Here is a 24956-nt window from a genome sequence, read left to right on the forward strand (position 1 = left end):
ATGTCCTCCTCCAAATGATTTAGTTCCCTTTGTTCACCGTTTGCTCCCGCTGCATCAGCTCCACCAGCTTCTTGGCGGCTGCGACGGCAAAAGCCTGATCGTTAATGTCTGTATCTGCTTCAATCAATTCAACGGTTTGACGGTTAATGCGTTGTCTCAAGGTATCGAACAGAACCTGATCCTCTTCGGCCCCATGGAACGGTTCGCCCTTAACATCCAGCATGGATACACCCTCGAGCGGAAGCATCAGCACGGTTGGGCCTTGCGCTTGATTCAGTTTATCCGCTATAATCTCGCCAAGCTGCCGGTTCTCCTCCACTGTCGTCCGCATCAAGGTTACCGAGGGATTATGTTTGTACAAATTGCGGTCTTTGAATTGCTCCGGCACGGATTCGAACGGACCGAAATTGACCATATCCAGCGCTCCGGTCGATACGACCTGCGGAACTTTGCAGCGTCCTGCTGCTTCCAGCCGATTCGGGCCAGCTGCCAGCACGCCTCCTACAAGCTCGTCACACCATTCGGTAGTCGTCAGGTCGAGTACGCCATCGATAAATCCGCCTTCAATCAGGCTTTCCATCGTCTTTCCACCCGTGCCTGTCGCATGGAATACCAGCACCTCATAGCCTTGCTCCTCCAGATACTCTCTGGCATAGGTGACGCATGGCGTCGTAACACCAAACATCGTGGCAGCGATAAGCGGCTTTTTGTCCTGCGGAGGCGCTGATTCGAACTGCACCATCCCGGCCATAGCATGCGCGGCATTGGTGAATATTTTGGTCGAGAACGAGTTCAGCCCCGATACGTCCACGATGGACGGAAACATGATAATGTCGCTTGTCCCCACATAAGGTTCGGTATTGCCCGATGCAACGGTGGAAACCATCAGTTTGGGAACGCCGATCGGCAAACCGCGCATGCCGGCAGTCACGATCGAAGTTCCTCCCGTTCCGCCAAAGGACAGAATTCCATCGAATTTCCCTTCCGCGTACAGCTTCGGAACGATCTGCCCCATGCCTCTAGCCAGCGCTTCCGTTCCGGCTGCCCGGTCTTTTCTTGCAGCAATCTCCCGGATATCCACACCGGCGGCTTTCGCAACGTCGATGTTGGATACATCCGGCGTAAACATGGGTTCAAATACGCCGCTATGAATCGTAAACGTGTTCAAGCCCAAGCTTTCAATAACCGATTTGACATATAAAAATTCTGCGCCTTTAGAGTCGAATGTTCCTGCAATAGCTATCGTTTTCACCGTATAACCTCCTTCAAAATACTGCGATCAAATCACCTCTACAACCCCATAATACAGCGCTTTCAAAAGAAAGTAATCGTACCCTTGTATGATCTTTATGTATATTTGTCCGATGTTTGTTTGCGGAAGTTCTGAGGTGTCATGCCGGCATATTTTTTAAAGGTTTTGCTGAAATGGACGTAATCGGGGTATCCGACCAGCTCAGCAATCCGCGAAAGCGAGAGTTTGGTGTGCTTCATGACCTCCTGTGCCTTATGGATGCGGTATTTAGCGATGTATTCCGGAAACGTACAGCCGACCTCCTTATTGAAAAGAGCACTTAAATGCGTTCTGGAGACATGGATCTGATCGGCCAGTTCGGTCAACGAAATGTTGTTCATATAATGTTGTGCAATATGTTCTTTAACATACGCGACGTAATCATACGGCTCGTCCATTGCGCTAAGTTTATCCATCAGCTGCCGGTCACGCTCGATATGTCCGGTCATTTTAAAGCGATGCGTCGTATCCACGATCGCCTCTTCCGTCGGAATCCGCTCGAAGCTGGAGCCTCCCACATACCCCATCGCCGTTGTGTTATCGTACATGTACTGCACATCGATCGGAGTATGAACGGGTCCCCCGTATACAAGCTTGATGGGATTCCGGTCCGCAGCATCGCATACGGCGAATATTTGCCTCGCCATCTCTGCCCCTTTTTCGAGCGACAGCACTTTTTTCGTCCCCATTAAACCGCCTGCGGTTACGCCCAAATGGGCGCAGATCACGTCCGCTCCCGCATCCAGCATAAAAGCAGCCTGCTCCGCGTTAAAGACGAACGCCATCGTAAACATCCCCTGCTCATGCGCGAGCCGGACAGCTTCCACCTCTTGCAGATAGGACATGCCCTCCTCTTCCAGCGCTTCGCGGAATTGTCCGTCGATCAGCCCTAGTGTCGGGTAATTGATCATGCCCGCAAATCCGTTTTTGTGAATCGCATCCAAATAAGAAGGCAGGTCAATGGTCGGATCGGTGCAGCAAAGTCCGAAGACAACCGGATGATCGCGAACCACCGATAAAATTTCCCGGGAACCGAATTCCATCACCATGCTATTGCTGCTCGCAAACGGCATAAAACCGGCGATCGATCCCAGCCCCATCTGCCGGAATCGACCCGAGTTCAACGCCAATATGATATCCGCCCCGCCCTTGACGGCATACTTGGCCGAAATACCCGCCCCTGCGGCAACGCCGATAATATGCTCCCCTGTTTGTATTTGCGTATGCAATTGCTCCAAAATCCGTCCTCGATGTACAGCCAAGTTCATAATCCCCTTCGTCCAGTTAGACCGCAGAAATGATCTCATTCTGCAGTGCCTTACTACTATTATAAGATAAATTCGATGCATAAGATAATCTGCCGGTCGAACACGACACCATGAAACTTGAACAGCAAAACACTCCGCAACATGATAAAATAGACTCGATGTGCAAAGATTTTTCTTTTAGGCCGAATTTGTTCATTTCAACATGGAATCCTTTCAAGAAAAGAGCGGAGTATATTCTGATGTCTAAATCCAAACTTTCCTATGTCCTCATGCTGGCGATCGTCGCCATTTTTATTCTTTACATCGCTTTCGTACAATGGATTCAAGATCCGGAGGCTGCCGTGTTTCTCGGTTCCAAGACCAATCTGAACCATCCGTTGAACAAAAACCTATGGCTGACCGTGATGCGGGTGCATGTCGTGTTCGCGTGTATCGGAATGGTGTCGGGAGCCGTCAATTTCTCAGACCGGTTCCGCAGAACGAATCGCAAATTCCATAGATTAAACGGCTATTGGTACCTTGTGACCGTGATGCTGGTAGGCCTTACCTCGGGTTATATGGCCCCGTATGCGACAGGCGGGCGTGGGGTAAGCATTGCGTTTAATGTATTGACCATGTTATGGCCCGCTTTTACCGTCATCGCGATCCTGCAAATTCGGAAGAAACGCATACAAAGCCATCAAAAATGGATGATTCGCAGTTATGCGTACTGTTTCACCAATCTGACGGTGCATCTCCTCACGTCTTTCTTCCAAGCCTCTGCCGGCTGGTCGTATGCTGACAGTTACCGCGTCAGCGTGTATATGACGATTCCGCTCCTTTATTTCATAGCCGAAATCGTGATCCGTATGGTGATGAAGAAGCCACAACGAACTTTCGGCCCAACCTGATCTTGTATTCTAACTTATCGCCGACATTCTTGATGCCAAAATACAAATAAGCCGCTTCTCAGCGGCTTATTTGTATTCGCTCCTATATTAAATCTTCCAACATTCGAACAAGTTCCATCCCGAACTCCTCGGAGACCGGGGTCATCGGAAGTCGAAGCTGATCGGATGCAATGATTCCCTTCAGGGCCAGGATTCGTTTTAAGGGAGCGGGATTGGACTCCCGAAAACATGTCCGAATCAGCGGAACCAACGTGTCAAAGGAATGCTTGGCTGCTTTAAGGTCTCCCCCCGCTGCCATGTTATACACATCGATGAATCGCTGCGTGTTCATATTCGCGGATGCCAATATCCCTCCGCTTGCTCCCTGGCTCAGCTTGGCATGAAATTGCAGATCATCTCCGCAAAGCAGCGGACCTGCTCCTAACCGCGTCAGCTCAGCGGTAAGCTCCAGGCTATCCGAGCTGTCTTTCATGCCGATGACACCTTCCATGTCCAAGATTCTTCTTGCGGTATCCACGCTTAGACGTATCCCGGTCCGCGATGGAATCTCATAAGCAATGACCGGAATGCCAACCTCTGCGACCTTTTCAAAATGCTTGATAATGCCTTCCTGCGATGGCTTGCTGTAGTAAGGCACGACGACCAGCACCGCATCCGCACCGAGCTTCGCGGCATTTTCGGTCCGCTTCATGGTCGAATACGTATCATTCGTGCCGGTGCCGATGATGACGGGAACGGAGCTTTTTCCATCCATGAGCTCAAATGTCAATTTGGTAAGCTGCTCCGCTTCCTCCCATGCAACCGTTGGAGATTCTCCCGTTGTCCCGTTGATGATCAAGCCTTGAATATCATGCGTTATTAATCTGCCGGCATAATTTCGATATGATTCCAGGTCCAGCCCGCCATCAGACCGAAAGGGAGTTACTACCGGAACGATGATGCCATGCATATCCTGACGTTTCATCATTAGAATGACCTCCTGTATTCGTTTGTTAATCTCAAATTATCATAGAAATAGCCATCACTGTTATCTATAATAGTTGATGGTCGTTATCAATAATATTGATGAGGTGAGCGTTATGGACTTAACGTACTTTCAAACCTTCCGTGAGGTTGCTGTCCGGCAAAGCTTTACCCGCGCTGCCGAAGAGCTCGGATATGCACAATCCAGCGTCACAACGCAAATTCAGAAGCTGGAGAAGCTTTACGGCGTACAACTCTTTGAACGTTATGGCAAAATCATGCGTCTTACTTCCGCAGGAGAAGAACTCCTTCCCCTCGCGGTCCAAATGCTCGATTTGTACCAGCAGTCCCACGAAAAGTTAAACAGGCAGGGAGGCGGTACCCTCTCGATCGGAACCATGGATTCACTTGCCTCCTATTTTCTGCCCATCTATCTTGAAAAGATTCGTGAGCAGCATTCCGACTTGCGTATCCGATTGCTCCCCGAACAGGAAGACCATATTGTCAAAAGAGTCAAAGAAGGCGATCTTGACATCGGTTTGATTCTCGATAATCATCCTTCCGATACCTCTCTGATCTGGCAGACCCTTCGAACAGAACCTCTTGTGCTGATCGTCAATCCAGAGCACCCGCTTGCCCATCTGGATAATGTCCATCTAGACGATCTGAATAACGCCGAATGGATTATGCCAGAAGACAGCTGTAACTACAGAATCATGATGGAGAAGATTTTGAAATCCAAAGGAATTCCCTTTCAGATCGATCTGGAGCTGGGAAATCCCGAAGCGATTAAACGGTGCGTGATATCCGGCAACGGCATATCCATCCTGCCGAAAATGGCCGCAGACGATGAAATTCGCAGAGGCGAGCTAGCGATCCTCCCGCTGGTCGGCCATGAACTGCATTTAAAGCTGCAGTTGGTCATGCATCCCAAAAAATGGGTGTCCCATGCCTTGAAAGAATTTATTGAATTCATAAGTCTTTAGGATCATGATCAGCGAATGTCAGGGAAATAAAGCAATTCTCTATAACCAAAAAAGAGAACCCAAAGGTTCTCTTTTTTGAGCTTCCATCTTATCATTGCCAAGTCAACAGAGTCTTCAAAATCGTGACTTTTTGTTATTTTCGAAGCTCATAAAACTGGCATTCCCGGCGGGAATGATAGGTCATATCACTAACATCCGACTGGGTAATAATCGTCGTATCCGTAAACCGGACGATATAAGTTAGAGCATCGATGAGATGATCGTCTCGAAAGACGCGGATCGGCATCTTCTTCTGTTCAGCCTCCTGAAAATCGGCATCGGTAAGAAGCTCTCGGGTTGTAGCCATAATCTATGGTTCTCCTTTACGTTCGAATGAATAGAATGATTTCTCATTTGTATTTGCCTATATAAAATGAACTAAAGTTTAGCTTGGCTTCTCCTTGATTTCACCCGGAGTACAGGCGGAGTGCTTTCTATTTCTTTAGTTCAATTTATTATAGTAGTGATATTTTAACCCAATTCGAGTGCATACACAAAGTGAGTTTGGCTATCATGAAATAAATACGGTAAGCTAGTACTAAGAGTTGTGATCTCTACAGCAAAAAGGAGCTGATCTATTTTATGAATTCCAGCATTACCCCCTTTCTTATGTTTGAGGGACATGCCGAAGAAGCCATGAACTTCTATGTCTCGATTTTTACATCATCGGAGATTCATAGCATCACTCGCTATGGAGAGAATGAAGCGGGGGCTGAGGGGTCTGTGCAGAAGGCGGATTTTTCGCTGAAAGGTCAGTCGTTCATGTGCATTGACAGCAATGTGAAGCATGCTTTCTCGTTCACGCCCGCCATCTCCATGTTTGTTACCTGTGATTCCGAAGAGGAGATCACCGAGGCTTTCCATAAGCTGTCCGAGGAAGGAGCCGTCCTCATGCCTTTGTCGACATATCCATTCGCGAAAAAGTTCGGCTGGGTCCAGGATAAATTCGGGGTCTCATGGCAGTTAAGCTACTAGAATACACTACGAGACCGGAAGCCTTAAGCGGCCATCCGGTCTTTTCATTTATCATGCCGTAACGTGTGGCACCTTCAAATTGGTTCTCACTACGAGTCATTCAATCGATAATGGTTCATCAAAAACGTATTGTCACGAAGGCAATTTCGCTTCCGCTGATCGCAGCGTTTGGGCAACGTCCCTCTCCCAACCCATAATCTTATTCTGCGCGTCATGAATCCGGTTCAGTTCCGCAACGATTTGCTTTAATTCGGATGCTGTTGTCACCGCGTTTCCCGCCTTAACGGCTGCTTTATACCGTTTGTCCGCAGCCGCCCTGTCCTTGTTCCATTCCGCCATTTTCTGATTCTCCGCTGTAATTTGTCTCTTTAGAGCCTGCACGCCAATCAAAATATCTTTGACGACCTTTGCCTTTGCGGAGGCTATCTTCTTTGCCGCCAGATAAGCATCCTTCTTCCCCTTAATCTCCTGCCGCGCGTTATTGACCGATGTCTTTAGACGGTTACGTTTGAGATCATACAAAAGAGCCGATTTTGAGTCTTTGCGCTTTCTCGCTTCAGTAGCCTTCCTGCCAAGCTCGCTATACTCCGCCAACAGCGGTGCATACTTCTTCTGTACCTGTTCCGCTTCTGTTTTCAGTTTATCGAGTTTAACCATGTCGATGAGCTGCACGCGCGTATTGATCAGTTTAAGCTTATCGTTATTTTGCTTGCGCAGATCTTGAATTTGCTGCTTTTCCAGTTGATTCGCCGATTCCAGACCAATAAAGGTATCGTGAAGCTTTCCGATGTCCTCCAGCGCAGCTTCCCAGACCGAGTCTGAAGCGAGTGCATATGACGGGCCGGATATACCCATCATCAGACACATCATAAAAACCAAAACAATGGTCACAACGCGATTGTACTTGTTTGTTCGATTCAACAATGAAATCAACTCCAGTTCATAAAGAATTAGCGTTGGAATGCAAAAAAAGCACCCCCAAGAAAGGCATAATGCCCATCTTGCGAGGTGCTTCTCCCGCACATCCGTTCGTTTTATATTCATAATATATACGCGTTCAGAAGCGAAGTCAATCACTTTTCTAGAACATTCGTTCTTATCAGGAACGTTTGAAGATCAAAAATCCATCGTCGACCGGAACGGTTTGTCCGTTGACGGCCGAAGCTTCAGCAGAGAACAGGAACGTAACCACATCGGCAATTTGCTCCGGCTGAATCAGTTTTTTGCTCAGATGCTGATCCGCCAGGAAGTTCTTGAAGTCATCTCCGTCTTTAATAATCGGCGTATCAATAAATCCAGGCGCAACGGCAACCACGCGGATTCCGTCTTCGGCAAGCTCAAGTGCTGCGGACTTGGTCATCATGACCACGGCTGCCTTTGCCGCTTGATAAGCGAAGCTGCCCTTCGCTGCCATGTATCCGAAAATCGATGCCGTATTCACGATAGTACCTTGAACACCAAGCTCCTTCATCTTTTTGGAAGCATAATATATACCCAAATACACGCCGAATTGGTCCACGGAAATGACATGGTTAAAATATTCAGGTGTATGTTCGTCGAAGGATCGCACGTCTCCTACTCCGGCATTGTTGAAGATCCCGTCGATGGTACCGTGTGTGGCCACGGTCTGATCGATCAGGTTCTGAATATCCTCAGGTTTGGAAACGTCTGCTCTCACATATGATGCTTGTCCGCCTGTTTTTTGAATCATTTCCGCCGTTTCTTTGGCTGTAGCTTCATTGTAGTCAGAAGATACGATAACTGCGCCTTCGGAAGCCAGCTTCAAGGACGTAGCCCGGCCAATTCCGCTGCCTGCACCGGTGACGATCAATACTTTATTCTGCAATCTCATGATTGTTCACTCCAATTCTTCATTTGTAGATACTTACTGTCCGACCATACCCCCGTCTACGGTGTACAAGGACGCAGTTACGAACGAGGCTTCGTCCGACAGCAGGAAGTTCATCACAGCAGCGACTTCCTCAGGCTCACCGTAACGTCCAAGCGGAGTAGCCGCTTCATTGGCTTCCTTGTATTGATCGGGAGCTCCAGAATTCTTCTCGATTTGACGCATCATGCGCGTATTTATCGTTCCGGGAAGGACCGCATTTACACGAATGCCCAGAGGAGCCAGTTCGTTCGCTGCAACGCGTGTCAAACCAATCACGGCATGCTTGGACATGATGTACGGCGCCATTCCGGGAGCCCCCATCAAACCAGCAAGCGAAGATGTGTTCAGGATCGCTCCGGATTTTTGTTTTTTCATAACCGGAATGACGTAATGCAGTCCGAGGAACACGCCTCTGACGTTCACGTTGTAGACCATATCCAGAGCCTTAACGCTTTGTTCATCGATCAGGCCTGAAGGACCTTCAATCCCCGCATTGTTGGCAAAATAGTCAATCGTACCAAACTTCTCAATCGCTTGGTTGACGTAATTTTGCACATCTTCCTCTTTGGATACATCGGCAGCAACGGCCAACGCGTTGCGATCATTGAGTCCCAGTTCTTCAATCACCTGATCGATGGCTTCTTTTTTCAAATCCACCAGGACCAGATTCAATTTACGATCAGCAAGACGGCGGGCAAGCTCTTTGCCGATCCCTCCGGCTGCACCGGTAATGACGGCTGTTTTCACTTGAGATTCGCTCATTGTATATTCGCCTTCCTTTTTATATATTTAAAAGTTCCTTGATGAGGATGTAAGCGGGATCATTCTCGCCTACATCCATAGGTTACTCCCATTTAGTTGCATATACAATAATCATATTTTAAGGTATTGTTGCGTAGGTGACAGATCACACTAAAATGTATCCGAACTCCCGGATAAAGAACAAAACAGAGCGATTTGTTGCTTAACCTTCATGAATATCGATTATTCTTTGGATGTCAGGTAAGATAGGGATAGTTAGAGAAATGGAGGTACAACCGATTCATGTCGAACGAGAAACTAGACCGTAGAGCCAGAAGAACCAGACAAGCCATACGAAGCGCCTTTGTTGAACTGATTTTGGAAGAAGGATACGATTCGGTCACGATTCAGGATGTGGCCGACAAAGCGGATTATAACCGGGGAACTTTTTATAAGCACTATGTTGGTAAAGATGAACTTTTGAATGAGATCCGCGAGCATTTTTTACGTGGCATTCGCCAAGCGCTCCTGGACCCCTACCCAGGAATGGAAGAGGTTGATGCAACTCAAATCTATCCCTCCAGCCTGAAGCTGTTTGAGCATATCGAGGATCATAAAAATGAGTTTAAGGCACTCCTTTCGATACATAAATCAATCAGTAAGGATCTGTATGAGGCATTGCGCCAATCCATGCGGGAGGATATGCATATGGAAATGGAACCAAGTGATCCTCCCCTGGATTATGAACTGATGCTGAGCTATCGGTTGTCCGCCACCGTGGGCGTCATCATGCACTGGGCAGAAAATGACTTTAAATATTCGGCGACCTATATGGCGGACCAATTACTTGCACTCGTTAACAGTAAAATCGAACGAGTTGTGTTTATTAGAAAGCCCTGACCGAATCGATGGCTTGTCATGGACGATCCCGTCCCGATCGGAATTTGGCAAAAGACCAAACGACAAGCAGCGCAAGAACAGCCAGGCAAATCCCGATGCTGAAGCGATTCTGCTCGTCGAACAGGAACATCACCGCGATGACGGCCAGACACAGTACGACGGCTCCCGTGATATATGGATATCCCCAGACTTTAAACGCCGGCGTAACCGGATACTTGCTGCGGAGCTTCAGTTGGGATAGTGCGATGCACATCCACACCAGCAGCACAACAAAGCCAGGCACGGCCATCAGCACGCGGAAAAGCTGATCCTGAGCGAAAATGCCCAGCATGGAGCCAGCCAGCAAAATAACCGCACATAACAAAAGAGTATTGACAGGACTGCCCTTTCGGTTCGTTTTGGCGAAAACTTTCGGAGCTTCGCCGGCGGCAGCCATGGAAAACAACATCCGCGATGCGCCGTATATCCCCGAATTGGCGGCCGAGAGAACGGCAGTGACCAGAATGAAGTTCATGATATGAGCCGCCCCTGCAAGACCCGTCGATGATAAGACCTGTACGAACGGGCTGCTCTCCGGCCCTATTTCATTCCACGGAATCAAGCCGCAAATGATGAGAATCGGAAGTGTGAAGAATAAAATAATCCTCAATATAAAATTCCCTACTACCTTAGGCAGAATCCGTTCTGCATTCTCTGTCTCTGTCAGGGTCAAGCCGATGAGTTCGGATCCGCCATAAGAGAACATCACGACCAGCATAGCCGAGAAAATGGACGTCCAACCGTTCGGGAAGAATCCCCCATGATTCGTAAAATTCTGCAAATAAGGTGTATGCTCGCTCGGAATGATCCCAAAGATGAGCCCCGCTCCAAGCACGATAAAAATAATAATCATGGCAATCTTGATACCCGCCAGCCAAAACTCGAATTCTCCGAAGGTTCCCACGCTGAGTAAATTAATGAGAATAATAAAAGCCGCGCTGGCTAAACTAAGCACCCATAATGGCACTTCCGAAAACCAATACTGCAAAAAGCTGCCTGCAGCGATGATTTCAATTACGCATACCGACAACCACATGAAGCAATACATCCAGCCCATGATGAAGGAGACCTTTTCTCCAAAAGCTTCGCGCACGAAATCCTTCATATTCCGGCCCGGATATACGGTTGCCATCTCCGCCATGGCGGCCATGACCACCAGAAGCAGTAGTCCGGCAAAAATATAAGTCACGACAACGCCGGGTCCCGCAAGTCCGATCGTTTCCGCGCTGCCCTTGAAGATGCCGGTTCCAATGACGCCGCCCATTGCCATAAAGCTGATATGTCTAGGCTTTAATTTTTTCTGTAGTGATCCTTCTGCTTGTCCCATTCATATCCTCCTGCAATGTAAATCGTTTGAAAATGACGATCTATTTTCATAATTGTATAGTTCAGTATACCCCATTGTTCGCATTTGTGAATATAAAGGTTCCTCGGCTTCAGCAAAATTTAAACTAAATTTAAACAGGATTCATCTCGAATTGTGTTATGATCAAACACGGCTGCTTTACGCAGTCAAGAATCATGATGACAAGGATGGCGGTGATCTCATGCTACATTCCTATCTGTTTCCCATTTCCTATGCCTTTATGTCTTTCCCGGTTGCGGCACTTCTGTTTACGCTGCCGTTTCTGATTTTTCAATACCGAAAATACGGATATGTAAATAAGGTTCGCGCTTTTGTACTGTACCTGTTTCTGCTCTATCTGATGAACGCTTTTTTCCTGGTCATTCTGCCACTGCCGGCTTCCCGGCATAACGCTGCTCTGTTCTCGGGTGCCATGCAGCTGCTCCCTCTGAACTTCATCCATGATATTTTGAAGGAAACATCGGTCGTCGGGTCCGATCCTTCCACTTATCTGCATCTGCTGAAGGAACGGGCGTTTCTTCAGGTCGTGTTCAATATTGTGCTGACCGTTCCATTCGGCATGGTGCTGCGATATTATTTCCGTACCGGATGGATCCGCTCCATCTTGTATTCATTCCTGTTGTCCCTCTTTTTTGAGGTAACCCAGCTGACCGGCATTTACGGACTTTATGATCATGCTTACCGCGTGTTTGATGTCGATGATTTGATCATGAATACGCTGGGCGGAATTTGCGGATATCTGGCTGCGGAATGGCTTTCCGGCCTTCTGCCGCGAATTGAGAAGCTGGATGACCATGTAGATTTAACAGCCAAAAGAGTGACATACACGCGCCGAGCCATCGCATTCATGATTGACTCGGTGATCTGGCCTATATTAATGGCGATATGTTTCCTGCTGCATATCCCCGCATCCTTCTGGGTTGCGACAGGGATTTACTTTATACTGATTCCCTGGTTCACGAACGGACTGACTCCCGGAAAATGGCTGGTACGCATCCGCTTGACCAAGATGGGAGAACGTATTACATTAGCAGCCCTCGTTAAGCGTTACGGCTTGCTGTATTGGGTATTTTTCGGACTGAACCGGCTCCTCGCCGGATCGCTGGATAATGTGCCGGACTTCGCCAGACTTTTCCTTGGTATCGTCGTTTTTGTCATGAATGCATGGTTTTTCATCCATCTGGTCATTCATGTGTTCAAAAAGAAGCCGACGCTTTTTTACGAAAATATCAGCAAAACCCGCCATGTAATTCTATGGGACAGCACGCCGGAGCAAAATGAAGAAACGGAAACCCACTCAAGCGAAAAAGGTCGCCTTCGATAGGCGGTCTTTTTCATGCGAAAGTCATTTCCCCATAAAAAAGGTGCCGGAAAGTCCGTTGACTTTCTCGACACCCTTGGAGCCGTTATAGGCTCTTTTCTCTTTTTTCGTGCATTCACGCTATTCGTAACGCAGCGCCTCGATCGGATCCAGCTTGGCGGCTTTCCTGGCGGGAAATACGCCGAAGATAATGCCGATGCACGCTGAGAATCCCACGGCCAGAAGCACCGAATTCATGGAAATTGCCGTCTTGATACTCATCATGTTCCCCACTAGCTTGGAACCGCCAAATCCAAGAAGAACGCCGATGATGCCCCCAAGTATGGCTAACGTCACGGACTCGACAAGAAACTGGGAGAGTATGGTGCCTTCTTTGGCGCCAATGGCTTTCCGGGTTCCGATCTCGCGCGTTCGTTCCGTCACAGAGACAAGCATAATGTTCATGATGCCGATGCCGCCGACAAGAAGGGAAATAGCTGCCACGCCGCCAAGGAACAGGGTCAGCGTCTTCGTGACGCTCTCCGCCGATGATAGCACGTCCTCTTGGCTTTGCACCTTGAAATCATCCTCGCCGCTGCCCAGCTTATGGCTTTGACGCATCGTGTATTCCATCAATGACATCGTGCTTTGAATGGAGCTTGGAGACTTGGCTTCAACCAGAATCTGACGGATCGCGCTTTTGGAACTGCCTGCTTGGAATCTCGCCTGAACCGTTGTAATTGGCGCGATCGCCGTATCGTCCGTATCCGTGGAGCCCGAGGAACCTTTCGATTTCAGCACGCCGATCACGCGGAACGGTATATTGTTGATTTTCACGATGCTGCCGATGGCGTCAAAACCGGCTTTGCCAAACAGATTCTCGGCTGTAGTCGCACCCAAAACGACCACTTTGGACTTATCCGTCACCTCATCCTCCGTAAAAAAGCGGCCGATATCCGTCTCCCAGGACTTGATGTCCGCATAGCTTGGCGTCGTTCCCACGATGCTTGTAGAGGTAAGATTAGCCCCATTTTTAAACTGTGTGTTGGCCTGCATGACGGGTGCCACATATTTAACGGTATCGATCTTCGAGATTGGATCGGCATCCGAGAGTTTCAGCGTTGCGTCGCTCCCTCCACCCGCCGCACCCGATTGCCCTGAACTGGAAGAGGCGGTTACTGTAATCAGGTTGGAACCAAGACTCTGGATTTGGCTGGTCACCTGGTTGTTCGTGCCTTGGCCGATCGAAATCATGGCGATGACCGTCGCCACGCCGATCATGATGCCCAGCATCGTTAAAAATGAGCGGAGCAGGTTGGATTGCAAACTACGGAATGAAAGCTTGAGCAACTCGTTCATGTTCATACGGAGCCACGCCCCGTACTCAGCCGGTCCGACTCGATTTTCCCATCCCGGAACCAAATGATTCGATTGGTATGTGCCGCAATCTCCGGTTCATGCGTGACAAGAACGATGGTATTGCCGCCGTCATTCAGCTGTTTGAAAATACTCATGATCTCTTCGGAGGATGCGGAATCCAAATTCCCGGTTGGTTCATCAGCTAAAATTATCGCCGGATCATTGGACAAGGCACGTGCGATGGCAACACGCTGCTGCTGGCCGCCGGACAGCTCATTTGGCTTATGATGCATCCTGTCCTTGAGTCCCACGAGTTCAAGACAGTACTCTGCCCTTTCCCGGCGAGTTTTTTTGCTTTTCCCTGCATACAGCATAGGAAGCTCCACATTTTCAATGGCGGAGGTCCGCTTCAGAAGATTGAAGTTCTGAAAAACAAAACCGATTTTTTGATTGCGGACTTCTGAAAGCTGCTTGGACGTTGCGGAGCCAATGTCCGTCCCGTCCAATGTGTACATGCCCGAACTAGGTTTATCCAGACATCCGATTACATTCATCATGGTGGATTTTCCGGAGCCGGAAGGCCCCATGATGGACACAAACTCCCGCTCCTCAATGTGCAGGGTCACTCCTTTTAAAGCATGCACCCTCATCTCGCCGGAAGCATAAATTTTATCCACATTATCAAAGGTGATCACTACCGGCCACCTCCGTTACTTGTGCTCGTGCCGCTTGGCCGGTTGGTCGTCCCCCCGCTGCGGTTGAATTCTCGGCCTCCCTGCATTTGGCCGCTGCCAAAACCACCTATACCGCCAAATCCGCCTTGCATCATGGACGAGGATGATGATTTATTCGCTGAGGTCGTCATCGTGATGCTGACTTTATCGCCTTCCGTCAGGCCCGATACCACTTCGGTACTGGCACCGTCATCAAGTCCAGTGGTGATTTCTTTTTGCTCTGTTGTACCGTTATGATCAACCATCACGATTTTTCTGCCGCCAAATGATTTAATCGCAGCATCCGGTACGCTGAGTACATCCTTCTTGCCGTCGGTAATGATAGCTAGCGTCGCGCTCAGACCTGGAATCAGCTTATCTGCTTGATCTTGTCCAGGAGTAATCTCTACAGTTACCGGGAAAGTGACCAGACCGCTGCTTTGAATTTCACCAAGGACGGCTTTCGTGGTTACCTTGCCTTTTAGTGTCACGCCTGTCATGGCATCAAAAGTAATATTAACTTCTTGTCCAACCTTCACATCCGTAATATCCGTGTCATCGATGGAAGCCGAAATTTTATAATTACCTTCCGTGGAAAACATGGATACCGCAGTGCTATCCCCCGCCGGATATTCACCTGCTTTGATGTTCACTGCCGAAACCATGCCGTTAAAAGGTGCGTAGATCTTAGCTCCTTGGATATTTGCCTTTGCATCGCTCAGACTGGCCTGGGCTTGCGCCACACTAGCCTTGGCCATCGCGAGTTCGCTTGCTTCGGGTCCCTTTTGAAGCTTGTTCAGCTGTGTAACTGCCTGGTCGTAGGTCCTTTTTGCGTTGTCGGCTTTACTCTGGGCCGAAGTCACAGAGGACTGAGTTGAATCCTGGCTGCCGCTTTGCCGGGATGCAGCCTGTTTATAAGCATTTTGGGCACTCTCTAAAGCTACTTGAGCGAACAGAATCTGAGACTGATCCGTCCCTTGCTTGGTTTGATCCAGCTTCGTTTGAGCGTTCACCACCGCTGCCTTGGCTTTGTCGATCTGCTGCTGAACATAGGTTGGATTGGCCAGTTTTTTAGCGTTGGCGAGATCCGTTTCCGCGCTATCCAGATCCGACTTTGCTTTGGACACCTGATACTTTTGATCCGCAATCGTGTCTGAGTCCGTGCCGTCCTGCAAGCTCTTCAGCTTGGCATTCGCGCTGTCGTAGTTGGCCTGTGCCGACAGGAGCGCATTCTGAAGGGCGGTTGCATCCATTTCGGCAAGCAACTGCCCTTTTTGAACCTTGTCTCCGGCATTGACGTTAACCTTGGTTACTTTGGATTTCCCGCTGAAGGATAAGTTGACGGAATTAGAAGCCTCCACATTTCCCGAAGAGGTAACCGTTTTTGATAAATCTCCCTTCTTGACTTCGTATGTAATCGTCGCTGTTTCCGTCTTAGGCTTTGCCGAGCTTTTCTGGACAAAATACGTCCCTCCCGCTCCAATCACGACAACGCAGCCGCAGATGATCAATACGTTCTTAGTTACCTTGTTCATTCAACTTCATTCTCCCTTCCCTTAACTGAAGATGATCTTACCACCCTTCATTTAAAAATAGCTGAAAAACAGCTTAATGAAGGCTGAAATGATCATTAAAGGAGAATTAAATATTCTGGTATCAATTATAAATCCATTTTCGCAGAGTGAATTTCGCTCGACAAAAAACCCATCCCGCAAACTGCGGGATGGGTTTTTATCAGATTCCATCAAGTAGGCAAGTAGACCAGCTATTCGAGCAAAGCTATTCCCCGTACGCTGTCCCCCTCGGAAGAACTGAACGAAACATTGATTCCTTGACGAAAATCGAGCGTATTTTCATCCTCATATTGCATCTCGAGCGTCAAGCAAAAAGGCGTTTCGATTCCACGAAGCGTAAGAAGCAGCGTCTGCGGCGTTTTCCAGGTAAAACTCGACGCGAATTGTCCTTCCTGCCGGTTAAGCAGCCGCGAGGAGCTCGTTAACCAGTGTTCGCGTCCCAGACTCAGCTCATGAGAACCATGGAAGTCATCTATAGTCAGTAATGCTCTGTCCTGCTCAAACTCAACCCGCAGGCGATCGATTCGGGTTTCGTTATCTTCCAAAGCATAAACCCTTCCGCTAATCTGAGCCTCCAGCTCTGATTCCGACGCAAACTTTGGAGCTTCCAGCTGAAGTTCATGAAGCCGCTTCTTCAGATCTTCTGACCATTCATCTGCTTCAGCGGGCCGAGGCAGGAACGAATCCAGCAAGTGTTCCCACACGCAATTCAAAACCTCTTGCAGATCATTTGTGCCGGCAGTCATAGCGATCACTGCGTCGTATTGCGGAAGCACGATACAGAATTGGCCAAACGCGCCATCCCCCCGGTATACACCGTGACGGCAACGCCAGAACTGGTAACCGTAGCCTTGGGCCCAGTCGCTGTCCCCTCCGTCACCATTGGATATCTGCTTCTCAGTGGCTTCTTCAATCCAGCTTTCTTCAATCAGCCGCTTGCCTTGCCAAACGCCTTTTTGCAAATACAACTGACCGAACTTCGCTATGTCTTCTGTCTTCACGTTCAAGCCAAAACCACCGGTATGTATGCCGCGCGGGCAAGTTTCCCATGTCGGATTGCGAATGCCCAGTGGCTCGAACAGGCGGCCGTGCAGAAACTCCAGCAGATTCTGTCCGGTTGCTTTCTGCAGAATGGCAGACAACATATATGTCGCCCCGGTATTATACAGGAAATGCGTGCCCGGTTCATGATCTACAGGCTCATTCAAGAAAGCCCGGACCCAGTTACCGTCCTCCGCTTCATGAAGCGCGTCCATGGTGTCCTTGTCATGTCCTGTACCCATCATAAGAAGATGGCGAATTTGCATTGCCGCGAGGTTAGACGACACCTCAGCCGGCAAGTCATCCGGAAAATAGGAGATGACCGGATCATCCAGAGTCAACAAGCCTTCATGCACAGCCATACCGATCGCAGTCGAGGTAAAACTCTTACTGAGCGAAAACAGCATGTGCGGAAGTTCAGGCGCATAAGGGCTCCACCATCCTTCTACCGCAACATGCCCATGCCGCAGAAGCATAAAGCTGTGCAGCTCGATGTGATGCGCTTTCAATCCATCCAGGAACCCGATGACGTTTTTTGCTGCGATCCCCAATTCCTCCGTGCTTTTTCTTGGCAGAGAAACATCCGTATCTTGCATACATCCACTCTCCCTTAGTTTTTAAGTGGCTTGGTTTGAAAAAGGAATACCGTTTCAATTCAAAAAAGAGCGATTAATATAAATTGAAATAAAGTATCGGCTCCATAGGGTCAGCTTCGTTCATTAAGTGATCATGAGTCATTTTCTTTATTTCGATTTATATAATAACTATCATTATACATATTTTAGAGAATGTGGATAGGAGTTACGTGAACTTGCTGAAAAAGGAATGGAGGCTAAATGGATGGGAAAACCCCGCATGTACTTCTTCTGGCTGTTGATTGTTGTCTTGATGCTTAGCGGATGCTCCAGCAATTCATCAAACTCAAATCAGAAAACGCTTACATTATGGTACTGGAATCGCGGTCTTGATGACAAGCTCATTCAGGCTGTTCAAAAGCAATTCCCAGATGTGCGGATTAACGCCCAAAAGATCGGCGGTGATTTCAAATCCAAGCTTAAGACAACCTTGGCTGCAGGAAGCAATGGGCCCGATATCGTCGCTTTCAATGATTGGGTCACCGAGCTGTTCCCAAGCGCCGACCGGTTTTATGATCTGTATGAGCTTGGCGCAAAAGACATCGAGGCGGATTACCTGGATTGGAAATGGCAGATGGGCGTAACGCCTGAAGGGAAAATGATCGCGATGCCGATCGATACCGGACCGACCGCGCTATTTTATCGTGAAGATTTGTTCAGTAAGGCGGGCCTGCCTACCGACCCCGAAGAGGTCCATGAGCAAATGGGAACTTGGGAGGATTATTTCAAAGCCGGCGCAAAGCTGCAGCAGGCATTTGACGGTAAAGTGAAATTGACTGATAACATTGGCGGCATCTACACGCAGGTCAATGCCCAGTCCGACAAGATTTATTTTGACAAAAAAGATGATTTTATCGGGGAAAGTTCTGATTCCTCCATGAAAAAAGCCTGGGATTTGGCCGTTCAAGCCTCTCAAATGGGTCTGGTCGCCAACACCAACACCTTCAGCTCCGAATGGAATGCGGCCACGAATAATGGAAAAATCGCCTCGTTCGTCGGAGCCGTATGGTGCAAGCAAATCCTGATGGACGCAGCACCCGACACGGCGGGCAAATGGCGTGTAGCACGCGCCCCCGGCGGCGACGGCAATAATGGCGGTTCCTTTCTCGCCATCATGAAAACAAGCAAGCAACCCAAGGAAGCCTTTGAAGTGATGAAATGGCTGATGAATCCGGAGAACCAGGTCACGGCCTTCAAAGATATCAATCTGTTTCCATCGGCTACCAAGGCGCTGGATGCACCCGTCATGAAGGAGAAAGAAGACTTTTTCGGCGGCCAAAGCACCGGTGACATTTTCACCGAATCAGCACGGAACGTCAAACCGGCGTATTTTGGAAGCAAGTATGCGAATTTGAACGGTATTGTCAGCCGTGAGCTCCAGTCCGTTGCTCTGGGCAAAAATCCGGACGCTGCCTGGGATGCGGCCCTAAAGCGCGTGAAAAAAGAACTGCTCCGTTAAACGCTACTTATCCGGTGAGAACGCAATCTATCTGGGGAGGTTGAAATGTATGGGAGAACCGCTTCGTCAACCGCTGGAGCCGCATCATCCGTATCCAGTGCCAGCCAAACGCAAATTATCTTCGGAAATCTGGAAGCACCGCAAGGAATATCTGGCGATATCGCCCTTCTATCTTCTGTTTGCCGTATTCGGATTGTTTCCGATTCTATTCTCGATGTATCTGTCCTTCCAAAAATGGGACGGTATCGGCGTCATGACCTTTAACGGCGTGAATAATTACCGGTTTATGCTGACGGATCCCGAGTTTTGGAAAGCGGTGGGCAATACGCTGCTGATCTGGATTTACTCCACGATTCCGATGCTCTTCTCGGCCTTGGTCGTGGCCTTTCTGCTCAATGCTTCTTTTGTGAAGTTCCGTACCTTTTTCCGCATCGGATACTTTTTGCCGAACGTCACTTCGCTTGTCGCTGTCTCCATCGTGTTCAGTACGATCTTTTCCAATAACTACGGTCTATTGAATTACATCTTCACTTCGTTTGGCCTCGATCCCGTGGAATGGCTGAACCATACTTGGGGCATCCAGCTGGCTGTATCCTTCATGGTGATCTGGCGCTGGGTAGGTTACAATGCCGTGATTTATCTCGCAGGGCTGCAGAGTATTCCCTCCGTACTGTATGAAGCGGCCAAAATCGATGGTGCTTCAGGCATACAATCTTTCTTCCGCATCACGCTTCCGAACCTTCGTCCCATTATCCTGTTCACTGTAATCACATCCACGATTGGAGGCATGCAGATCTTCACAGAGCCTCAGGTCTTGGTTGGCAACGACGGAGGAGCCAATGGCGGCGGGCTGACGATTGTTCTCTATCTGTACCGCGAAGCTTTTATCAACAATTATTTCGGTTACGGCTCGGCGGTCGGCTGGGGGATGTTCGTTCTGATTGCCCTCTTCTCCATCTTCAACTGGAAAGTGGTTCAGGGGAAAGGAACCCTGTGAGGTTCAATATCTACCGGGAGGGATTCGTATGATACGAAGCAAAAACGTTTTATTATACGCGGGATTGATCGCGGGACTGATCGTTTCGGTGTTTCCTTTTTACTGGCTTGCCGTCATGGCGACCCGCACCACACCTGAAATCTACAGTTTTCCGCCAAAATTATGGTTTGGAACGCATTTATTCGATAATATCTCAAGGGTCTTCGAGAGCATCAACTTTTTTCGAACGCTGCTGAATACGTTATTTGTCGCAACGGCCAGCACGATCCTGGTTCTTTTCTTCGATTCGCTGGCTGGCTATACTTTCGCCAAGTTCACGTTCCCTGGAAAAAAGTGGCTGTTCGTGCTTCTGCTCGCCACGATGATGGCCCCTGCCCAGCTGTCTCTCGTCCCTTCTTTTGTCATCATGGCTAAATTCGGATGGGTCGGATCATTCAAGGCCTTGATCATTCCCGGCATGGCGAATGCCTTCGGTATTTTCTGGATTCGCCAGTATGCGGAGGACTCGGTTCCGTCAGAGCTGCTGGATGCGGGTAAAATCGACGGCTGCGGATTTTTCCGGCTGTACTGGAATATTTCCCTTCCTATTCTGCGACCTGCTCTATCTTTCTTGGGCGCTTTCACGTTTATCGGAGCATGGAACGACTATCTGTGGCCGCTGATTATCCTCACCGATGAACGGAAATTCACATTACAGGTTGCACTCGCTTCATTAAACGGCATCTACACGACGGATTACTCGCTCGTCATCGCCGGTACGCTGCTTGCTGTCATTCCGCTTATTATCATGTTTTTGTTCATCAGCAAGCAGTTCATTTCAGATATTGCCGCTGGTGCTATTAAAAGCTAAAAGGCGATTCTTCTGCAAATCCGAAAAGCATTGGAGTGCGATTCGGGTTATACTAGAAGGGACAACAAAAGAAACCGGAGGACACATTGCAATGAAAGATTTCAATCACATGCTGGAAAAATACGCAGAACTCGTCATCAAAGTGGGCGTAAACATTCAACCGGGCCAAGTGCTTCTCGTTCAATCTCCATTGGAAGCCGTGGACTTCACGCGCCTCGTTGTGTCGAAAGCCTATGAAGCCGGAGCCAAATTCGTGCAAGTCGACTGGGATGATGAAAAAATAACTCGAATCCGCTACGAAAAAGCCTCTGACGATTCTTTCGGCTATTATCCGAAATGGCAGGCCGACATGATGGAGCAGCTCGCCGAAGGCGGCGGAGCGGTATTACATATCAAGGTCCCGGATCCGGAGCTGTTCCGTGGCATCGACTCTTCCAAAGTATCTACGGCTGTCAAAGCTGCGGCTGTAGCCCGTGAAAAATATCAAGCCTATGTGCGCAGCAACAAAGTCACCTGGTCGCTGATCAAGGCTCCGACTAAAGCTTGGGTGGACAAAGTCTTCGCAGATCTGCCTGAAGAGTCGCGAGTGGAAGCGATGTGGGAGGCCGTATTCCAAATGAACCGGGTAACAGAGGACAATGATCCGGTCGCCGCCTGGAAGGAGCATATCCAAACACTGAAGCGCAAACAGGAATTCATGAACCAAAAACGCTATAAGGGGTTCCATTATCGCGCGCCGGGAACCGACCTGCACGTGCGGATGCCGGAAGGCTACCTGTGGCTGGGCGGCGGGGATAACAACGAGGATGGCAACTATTTCGTCGCCAACATGCCGACGGAGGAAATCTATACGATGCCGGACCGCACAGGCGTAAACGGGACGGTATCCAGCACACTTCCGCTGAACCTGAACGGACGCCTCGTCGAAGGCATTCAATTGACCTTCAAAGACGGCAAGGTCGTCGAATACGAAGCCGATTCCGGACGCGAACATTTGACGTCGCTGCTTGAAACCGACGAAGGCGCATCGTACTTAGGCGAAATGGCGCTGGTGCCATTCGACTCCCCGATCTCCAAAATGAAACGCGTATTCTTCAATACCGGCATCGACGAGAATGCTTCCTGCCACTTCGCGCTCGGCAGCTCCTATCCGGTGAATATTGAAGGCGGGACCAAGCTCAGTAAGGAAGAACTGCTGGCTCGCGGTGCTAACGTCAGTTTGACGCATGTGGACTTCATGGTCGGATCCGAGTCACTTGAGATTGACGGCGAATTACCGGACGGCACGATCGAACCGGTATTCCGGAATGGCGTCTGGGCCAACGGATAAAACAGATCCAAAATGAAAAAGGACGATTCTCCCGCATGCAACATGGGAAGAACCGTCCTTTTTCATTTCAAGCGTCGTACGTTCTACCCGTTGGCAGCTTCTGCTCCCGGCAGGACTGCACTCTCTCCGGTATTCCCCATGATGACAGAATCCTTCGGCAAAAGGAGAGCCAGCAGACCCAAAAGCGGCAAAAAGGCACATACCCTCGTCATGAATTCGACTCCGTGCGCATCCATCAGCCAACCCATGGCAACGGACCCTAGTCCGGCCATGCCAAACGACAATCCGAAAAACAGTCCCGCCACGGTCCCGACATGGCCGGGAAGCATTTCCTGCGCATACACGATAATGACGGAAAAGCCCGACATGAGAATCAGCCCGATGCATACGCATAAAACGACGGCCATAGATGGCCCCGCATACGGCAGCAGCAGCGAAAACGGAGCCGTGCCGAGAATCGAAAACCAGATCATTTTCTGACGTCCGAAGCGGTCGGCCAAAGGTCCACCGAGAAACGTACCGACCATGCCTGCGAACTGGAGCGCGAAGATGCAAATTTGTGCCTGCTGGAAGGACAAATGATATTTGTCCATATAATAGAAGGAATAGTAGCCTGTCATGCTTGCCAGATAGACAAATTTCGAGAACAGCATCAGAATCAAGATCAACAGCACGTAAGCGATAAAACCTTTGCCGAAGCGTCTCCCCCCTTCTCCGTGTACACGGCTGCCCGTGCCCGCAGATGGGCGGGTCTGGACGCGGTACCAGCGGCTGACTCCGATTTGCAGTACGAAACCTGCACCCGCCAGCACAATAAACCACAGGAAACCCAGTTGACCCTGCGGGCTTATGATGAACGCCGCCATCAGAGGGGCGAAGGCCTGACCGGCGTTGCCGCCAACCTGAAAGACGGATTGGGCCAGTCCTTTGCGCTGGCTCATCGCCAAGTGGGCGACCCGGGAGGACTCCGGATGAAGCACGGAAGACCCGATTCCGATCAATGCCGCCGAAGCGAGAAGCAAGCCGAGAGAAGGCGATAATGCCAGCCCGACCATCCCCAGCAGCGAGAACAGCATCCCCAGCGGGAGCAGCATTGGAACTGGCCGGCGATCTGTGGCATATCCGATCACCGGCTGTAAAATGGAAGCGGTGATGTTCAGCGTAAAAGCAACCCAACCGATTTCGGCGTAGCTGAGCTGCATTTGCTGCTGGAAAAGCGGAAACATGGACGGTACGACAGACTGCATCGCATCGTTCAGCAAATGTGCGGCGCTAACTCCCAACAGCACGGCAAGCGCCGTATTTTGGGGCTTCGCTTGCATATTTTGGTTTGACATCTCTCCACATCCTCTTATTTTTTCACCCATTATAGCGGCCGGAGCGGCGCGTGTCGCTCGCGATTCATGCGGAATTATCAAGCACTTTCTGCTATAGACAGGTATTCAAGCAGCGGGATGGGCGCGAGACTGCCAGGCAAAAAAACAAAAAGCAGCCGAGCCGCGCGGAGCGGTTAAGGCTGCTTTTACAAAATGCATGTGAAATTCGTGTTCTGATCCGGGTTAGCTTTCGGTATCGATCAGTGCCAGCTTGCTCTCATCCAGCTCCAAAATGATCGGACAGTGGTCGCTGCCCATCGTTTGCGCATCGATTCGTGCATCGGTTAGCGCAGGTACGAGCCGTGCCGAAACGAGAAAGTAATCAATCCGCCATCCGATGTTCCGCTCTCTTACTTTGGGCATGAAGGACCACCAGGTAAACGCATCATTGCGTTCCGGATAGAAATGTCTGAACGAATCCACAAAACCGGCACCCAAAAGCTCAGTCATCTTGCCGCGTTCCTCATGCGTAAAGCCGGAATTGCCCACATTGGATTTCCAATTTTTCAGATCGATCTCCTGATGCGCGACGTTCAAATCACCGCAAATGATCACGGGTTTTTGGGCATCAAGTTTCGTAACATATCCGCGGAAACGTTCCTCCCACTCCAATCTCAGCTCCAGCCGCGACAAATCTCTTCTGGCATTAGGCGTGTAGACATTGACCAGATAAAAATGTTCGAACTCCAGTGTGACCATTCTGCCTTCCGCCTCGCTGTTTTCTTCTATTCCATAGTAGACTGACATCGGCTTTGATCTGGAGAAGACCGCTGTGCCAGAGTATCCTTTTTTCTGGGCGTAATTCCAGTACTGAGTATACTCTTCACCGTAATCCAGGCAAATCTGGCCCTCCTGAAGTTTCGTCTCCTGAACGCAGAAAATATCCGCATCCATATCTTTAAAGTAATCATTAAACCCTTTATTCACGCAGGCTCTAAGTCCGTTTACATTCCACGATACCAATTTCATCTGT

At 49.3% G+C, this 24956-nt stretch carries 23 protein-coding genes; 9 read left to right on the top strand and 14 right to left on the bottom strand.

Going from position 1 to position 24956, the window contains the following annotated elements:
- Nucleotides 1–19 precede the first annotated feature (19 nt).
- Together GRF59_RS05835 and GRF59_RS05840 are read right to left on the bottom strand one after the other, a co-directional pair.
- On the bottom strand, nucleotides 20–1252 hold the full coding sequence (locus tag GRF59_RS05835) for a Tm-1-like ATP-binding domain-containing protein (protein WP_160496679.1): 1233 nt from the start codon (nucleotides 1250–1252) through the stop codon (nucleotides 20–22).
- A gap of 95 nt (nucleotides 1253–1347) precedes the next feature.
- Complete coding sequence (locus GRF59_RS05840; protein ID WP_160496680.1) at nucleotides 1348–2559, bottom strand: phosphoenolpyruvate hydrolase family protein; 1212 nt, start codon at nucleotides 2557–2559, stop codon at nucleotides 1348–1350.
- A gap of 239 nt (nucleotides 2560–2798) precedes the next feature.
- Here GRF59_RS05840 and GRF59_RS05845 point away from each other — a divergent pair, with 239 nt between their 5' ends.
- Complete coding sequence (locus GRF59_RS05845; RefSeq protein ID WP_160496681.1) at nucleotides 2799–3449, top strand: DUF2306 domain-containing protein; 651 nt, start codon at nucleotides 2799–2801, stop codon at nucleotides 3447–3449.
- 82 nt (nucleotides 3450–3531) lie between these two features.
- Here GRF59_RS05845 and dapA read toward each other — a convergent pair whose 3' ends face one another.
- Nucleotides 3532–4416, bottom strand: a complete 885-nt coding sequence (gene dapA, locus GRF59_RS05850; protein ID WP_160496682.1) for a 4-hydroxy-tetrahydrodipicolinate synthase — start codon at nucleotides 4414–4416, stop codon at nucleotides 3532–3534.
- 112 nt (nucleotides 4417–4528) lie between these two features.
- Between dapA and GRF59_RS05855 the strand changes: the two genes are divergently transcribed.
- Nucleotides 4529–5398: a LysR family transcriptional regulator gene (locus GRF59_RS05855; protein ID WP_160496683.1), complete on the top strand. Its 870-nt coding sequence runs from the start codon at nucleotides 4529–4531 to the stop codon at nucleotides 5396–5398.
- Between the two features lie 133 nt (nucleotides 5399–5531).
- On the opposite strand, the gene GRF59_RS05860 is transcribed toward GRF59_RS05855, so the two are convergent.
- Complete coding sequence (locus GRF59_RS05860; protein ID WP_160496684.1) at nucleotides 5532–5744, bottom strand: hypothetical protein; 213 nt, start codon at nucleotides 5742–5744, stop codon at nucleotides 5532–5534.
- Nucleotides 5745–6019: 275 nt separating this feature from the next.
- Between GRF59_RS05860 and GRF59_RS05865 the strand changes: the two genes are divergently transcribed.
- Complete coding sequence (locus tag GRF59_RS05865; protein WP_160496685.1) at nucleotides 6020–6412, top strand: VOC family protein; 393 nt, start codon at nucleotides 6020–6022, stop codon at nucleotides 6410–6412.
- Nucleotides 6413–6544: 132 nt separating this feature from the next.
- On the opposite strand, the gene GRF59_RS05870 is transcribed toward GRF59_RS05865, so the two are convergent.
- From GRF59_RS05870 to GRF59_RS05880, 3 genes are all read right to left on the bottom strand, one after another.
- Nucleotides 6545–7336: a hypothetical protein gene (locus GRF59_RS05870; RefSeq protein ID WP_160496686.1), complete on the bottom strand. Its 792-nt coding sequence runs from the start codon at nucleotides 7334–7336 to the stop codon at nucleotides 6545–6547.
- 175 nt (nucleotides 7337–7511) lie between these two features.
- On the bottom strand, nucleotides 7512–8264 hold the full coding sequence (locus GRF59_RS05875; RefSeq protein WP_160496687.1) for an SDR family NAD(P)-dependent oxidoreductase: 753 nt from the start codon (nucleotides 8262–8264) through the stop codon (nucleotides 7512–7514).
- Nucleotides 8265–8297: 33 nt separating this feature from the next.
- Nucleotides 8298–9065 carry an SDR family NAD(P)-dependent oxidoreductase gene (locus GRF59_RS05880; protein ID WP_160496688.1) on the bottom strand — a complete coding sequence of 256 codons (768 nt, stop codon included), beginning with the start codon at nucleotides 9063–9065 and terminating at the stop codon, nucleotides 8298–8300.
- A 282-nt stretch (nucleotides 9066–9347) separates the two neighbouring features.
- Between GRF59_RS05880 and GRF59_RS05885 the strand changes: the two genes are divergently transcribed.
- Nucleotides 9348–9944, top strand: a complete 597-nt coding sequence (locus GRF59_RS05885) for a TetR/AcrR family transcriptional regulator (RefSeq protein ID WP_160496689.1) — start codon at nucleotides 9348–9350, stop codon at nucleotides 9942–9944.
- A 16-nt stretch (nucleotides 9945–9960) separates the two neighbouring features.
- On the opposite strand, the gene GRF59_RS05890 is transcribed toward GRF59_RS05885, so the two are convergent.
- The gene (locus tag GRF59_RS05890) at nucleotides 9961–11310 is read right to left on the bottom strand and encodes an amino acid permease (RefSeq protein ID WP_160496690.1); all 1350 of its coding nucleotides are present in this window, start codon (nucleotides 11308–11310) and stop codon (nucleotides 9961–9963) included.
- 220 nt (nucleotides 11311–11530) lie between these two features.
- On the opposite strand from GRF59_RS05890, the gene GRF59_RS05895 reads away from it, so the two are divergent.
- Nucleotides 11531–12673: a VanZ family protein gene (locus tag GRF59_RS05895; protein WP_160496691.1), complete on the top strand. Its 1143-nt coding sequence runs from the start codon at nucleotides 11531–11533 to the stop codon at nucleotides 12671–12673.
- A gap of 117 nt (nucleotides 12674–12790) precedes the next feature.
- Here GRF59_RS05895 and GRF59_RS05900 read toward each other — a convergent pair whose 3' ends face one another.
- From GRF59_RS05900 to GRF59_RS05915, 4 genes are all read right to left on the bottom strand, one after another.
- On the bottom strand, nucleotides 12791–14008 hold the full coding sequence (locus GRF59_RS05900; protein ID WP_237391648.1) for an ABC transporter permease: 1218 nt from the start codon (nucleotides 14006–14008) through the stop codon (nucleotides 12791–12793).
- Between the two features lie 2 nt (nucleotides 14009–14010).
- Complete coding sequence (locus GRF59_RS05905; protein ID WP_160498146.1) at nucleotides 14011–14658, bottom strand: ABC transporter ATP-binding protein; 648 nt, start codon at nucleotides 14656–14658, stop codon at nucleotides 14011–14013.
- 44 nt (nucleotides 14659–14702) lie between these two features.
- Nucleotides 14703–16256 (bottom strand): efflux RND transporter periplasmic adaptor subunit, encoded by a 1554-nt coding sequence (locus GRF59_RS05910; RefSeq protein WP_160496693.1) that lies wholly within the window; start codon nucleotides 16254–16256, stop codon nucleotides 14703–14705.
- Between the two features lie 230 nt (nucleotides 16257–16486).
- On the bottom strand, nucleotides 16487–17932 hold the full coding sequence (locus GRF59_RS05915) for a serine hydrolase domain-containing protein (protein ID WP_160496694.1): 1446 nt from the start codon (nucleotides 17930–17932) through the stop codon (nucleotides 16487–16489).
- Nucleotides 17933–18176: 244 nt separating this feature from the next.
- Here GRF59_RS05915 and GRF59_RS05920 point away from each other — a divergent pair, with 244 nt between their 5' ends.
- The 4 genes from GRF59_RS05920 to GRF59_RS05935 all read left to right on the top strand — a co-directional run bounded on the left by GRF59_RS05920 (nucleotide 18177) and on the right by GRF59_RS05935 (nucleotide 22607).
- Nucleotides 18177–19430 (top strand): ABC transporter substrate-binding protein, encoded by a 1254-nt coding sequence (locus GRF59_RS05920; protein WP_160496695.1) that lies wholly within the window; start codon nucleotides 18177–18179, stop codon nucleotides 19428–19430.
- Nucleotides 19431–19479: 49 nt separating this feature from the next.
- Nucleotides 19480–20427, top strand: a complete 948-nt coding sequence (locus tag GRF59_RS05925) for a carbohydrate ABC transporter permease (protein WP_160496696.1) — start codon at nucleotides 19480–19482, stop codon at nucleotides 20425–20427.
- A 28-nt stretch (nucleotides 20428–20455) separates the two neighbouring features.
- Entirely contained in the window at nucleotides 20456–21277 is an 822-nt protein-coding gene (locus GRF59_RS05930) for a carbohydrate ABC transporter permease (RefSeq protein ID WP_160496697.1), read from the top strand.
- Between the two features lie 91 nt (nucleotides 21278–21368).
- Nucleotides 21369–22607 (top strand): aminopeptidase, encoded by a 1239-nt coding sequence (locus tag GRF59_RS05935; protein ID WP_160496698.1) that lies wholly within the window; start codon nucleotides 21369–21371, stop codon nucleotides 22605–22607.
- A gap of 83 nt (nucleotides 22608–22690) precedes the next feature.
- Here GRF59_RS05935 and GRF59_RS05940 read toward each other — a convergent pair whose 3' ends face one another.
- Both GRF59_RS05940 and GRF59_RS05945 read right to left on the bottom strand, forming a co-directional pair.
- Nucleotides 22691–23944 (bottom strand): MFS transporter, encoded by a 1254-nt coding sequence (locus tag GRF59_RS05940; RefSeq protein ID WP_160496699.1) that lies wholly within the window; start codon nucleotides 23942–23944, stop codon nucleotides 22691–22693.
- A 222-nt stretch (nucleotides 23945–24166) separates the two neighbouring features.
- Nucleotides 24167–24952, bottom strand: coding sequence for an exodeoxyribonuclease III (locus tag GRF59_RS05945; protein ID WP_160496700.1), 786 nt, complete (start codon nucleotides 24950–24952; stop codon nucleotides 24167–24169).
- Nucleotides 24953–24956 lie beyond the last annotated feature (4 nt).

This window comes from Paenibacillus dendrobii, from assembly GCF_009807035.1.
Taxonomy (GTDB): domain Bacteria; phylum Bacillota; class Bacilli; order Paenibacillales; family Paenibacillaceae; genus Paenibacillus_AQ; species Paenibacillus_AQ dendrobii.

Coding starts and splice junctions, on each gene's coding strand:
- GRF59_RS05880 (WP_160496688.1), bottom strand. CDS start 9,065: ATGAGCGAATCTCAAGTGAAAACAGCCGTCATTACCGGTGCAGCCGGA.
- GRF59_RS05910 (WP_160496693.1), bottom strand. CDS start 16,256: ATGAACAAGGTAACTAAGAACGTATTGATCATCTGCGGCTGCGTTGTC.
- GRF59_RS05925 (WP_160496696.1), top strand. CDS start 19,480: ATGGGAGAACCGCTTCGTCAACCGCTGGAGCCGCATCATCCGTATCCA.
- GRF59_RS05930 (WP_160496697.1), top strand. CDS start 20,456: ATGATACGAAGCAAAAACGTTTTATTATACGCGGGATTGATCGCGGGA.
- GRF59_RS05875 (WP_160496687.1), bottom strand. CDS start 8,264: ATGAGATTGCAGAATAAAGTATTGATCGTCACCGGTGCAGGCAGCGGA.
- GRF59_RS05885 (WP_160496689.1), top strand. CDS start 9,348: ATGTCGAACGAGAAACTAGACCGTAGAGCCAGAAGAACCAGACAAGCC.
- GRF59_RS05860 (WP_160496684.1), bottom strand. CDS start 5,744: ATGGCTACAACCCGAGAGCTTCTTACCGATGCCGATTTTCAGGAGGCT.
- GRF59_RS05935 (WP_160496698.1), top strand. CDS start 21,369: ATGAAAGATTTCAATCACATGCTGGAAAAATACGCAGAACTCGTCATC.
- GRF59_RS05920 (WP_160496695.1), top strand. CDS start 18,177: ATGGGAAAACCCCGCATGTACTTCTTCTGGCTGTTGATTGTTGTCTTG.
- GRF59_RS05940 (WP_160496699.1), bottom strand. CDS start 23,944: ATGTCAAACCAAAATATGCAAGCGAAGCCCCAAAATACGGCGCTTGCC.
- GRF59_RS05900 (WP_237391648.1), bottom strand. CDS start 14,008: ATGAACGAGTTGCTCAAGCTTTCATTCCGTAGTTTGCAATCCAACCTG.
- GRF59_RS05840 (WP_160496680.1), bottom strand. CDS start 2,559: ATGAACTTGGCTGTACATCGAGGACGGATTTTGGAGCAATTGCATACG.
- GRF59_RS05845 (WP_160496681.1), top strand. CDS start 2,799: ATGTCTAAATCCAAACTTTCCTATGTCCTCATGCTGGCGATCGTCGCC.
- GRF59_RS05915 (WP_160496694.1), bottom strand. CDS start 17,932: ATGCAAGATACGGATGTTTCTCTGCCAAGAAAAAGCACGGAGGAATTG.
- GRF59_RS05905 (WP_160498146.1), bottom strand. CDS start 14,658: ATGAGGGTGCATGCTTTAAAAGGAGTGACCCTGCACATTGAGGAGCGG.
- GRF59_RS05865 (WP_160496685.1), top strand. CDS start 6,020: ATGAATTCCAGCATTACCCCCTTTCTTATGTTTGAGGGACATGCCGAA.
- dapA (WP_160496682.1), bottom strand. CDS start 4,416: ATGATGAAACGTCAGGATATGCATGGCATCATCGTTCCGGTAGTAACT.
- GRF59_RS05895 (WP_160496691.1), top strand. CDS start 11,531: ATGCTACATTCCTATCTGTTTCCCATTTCCTATGCCTTTATGTCTTTC.
- GRF59_RS05890 (WP_160496690.1), bottom strand. CDS start 11,310: ATGGGACAAGCAGAAGGATCACTACAGAAAAAATTAAAGCCTAGACAT.
- GRF59_RS05945 (WP_160496700.1), bottom strand. CDS start 24,952: ATGAAATTGGTATCGTGGAATGTAAACGGACTTAGAGCCTGCGTGAAT.
- GRF59_RS05855 (WP_160496683.1), top strand. CDS start 4,529: ATGGACTTAACGTACTTTCAAACCTTCCGTGAGGTTGCTGTCCGGCAA.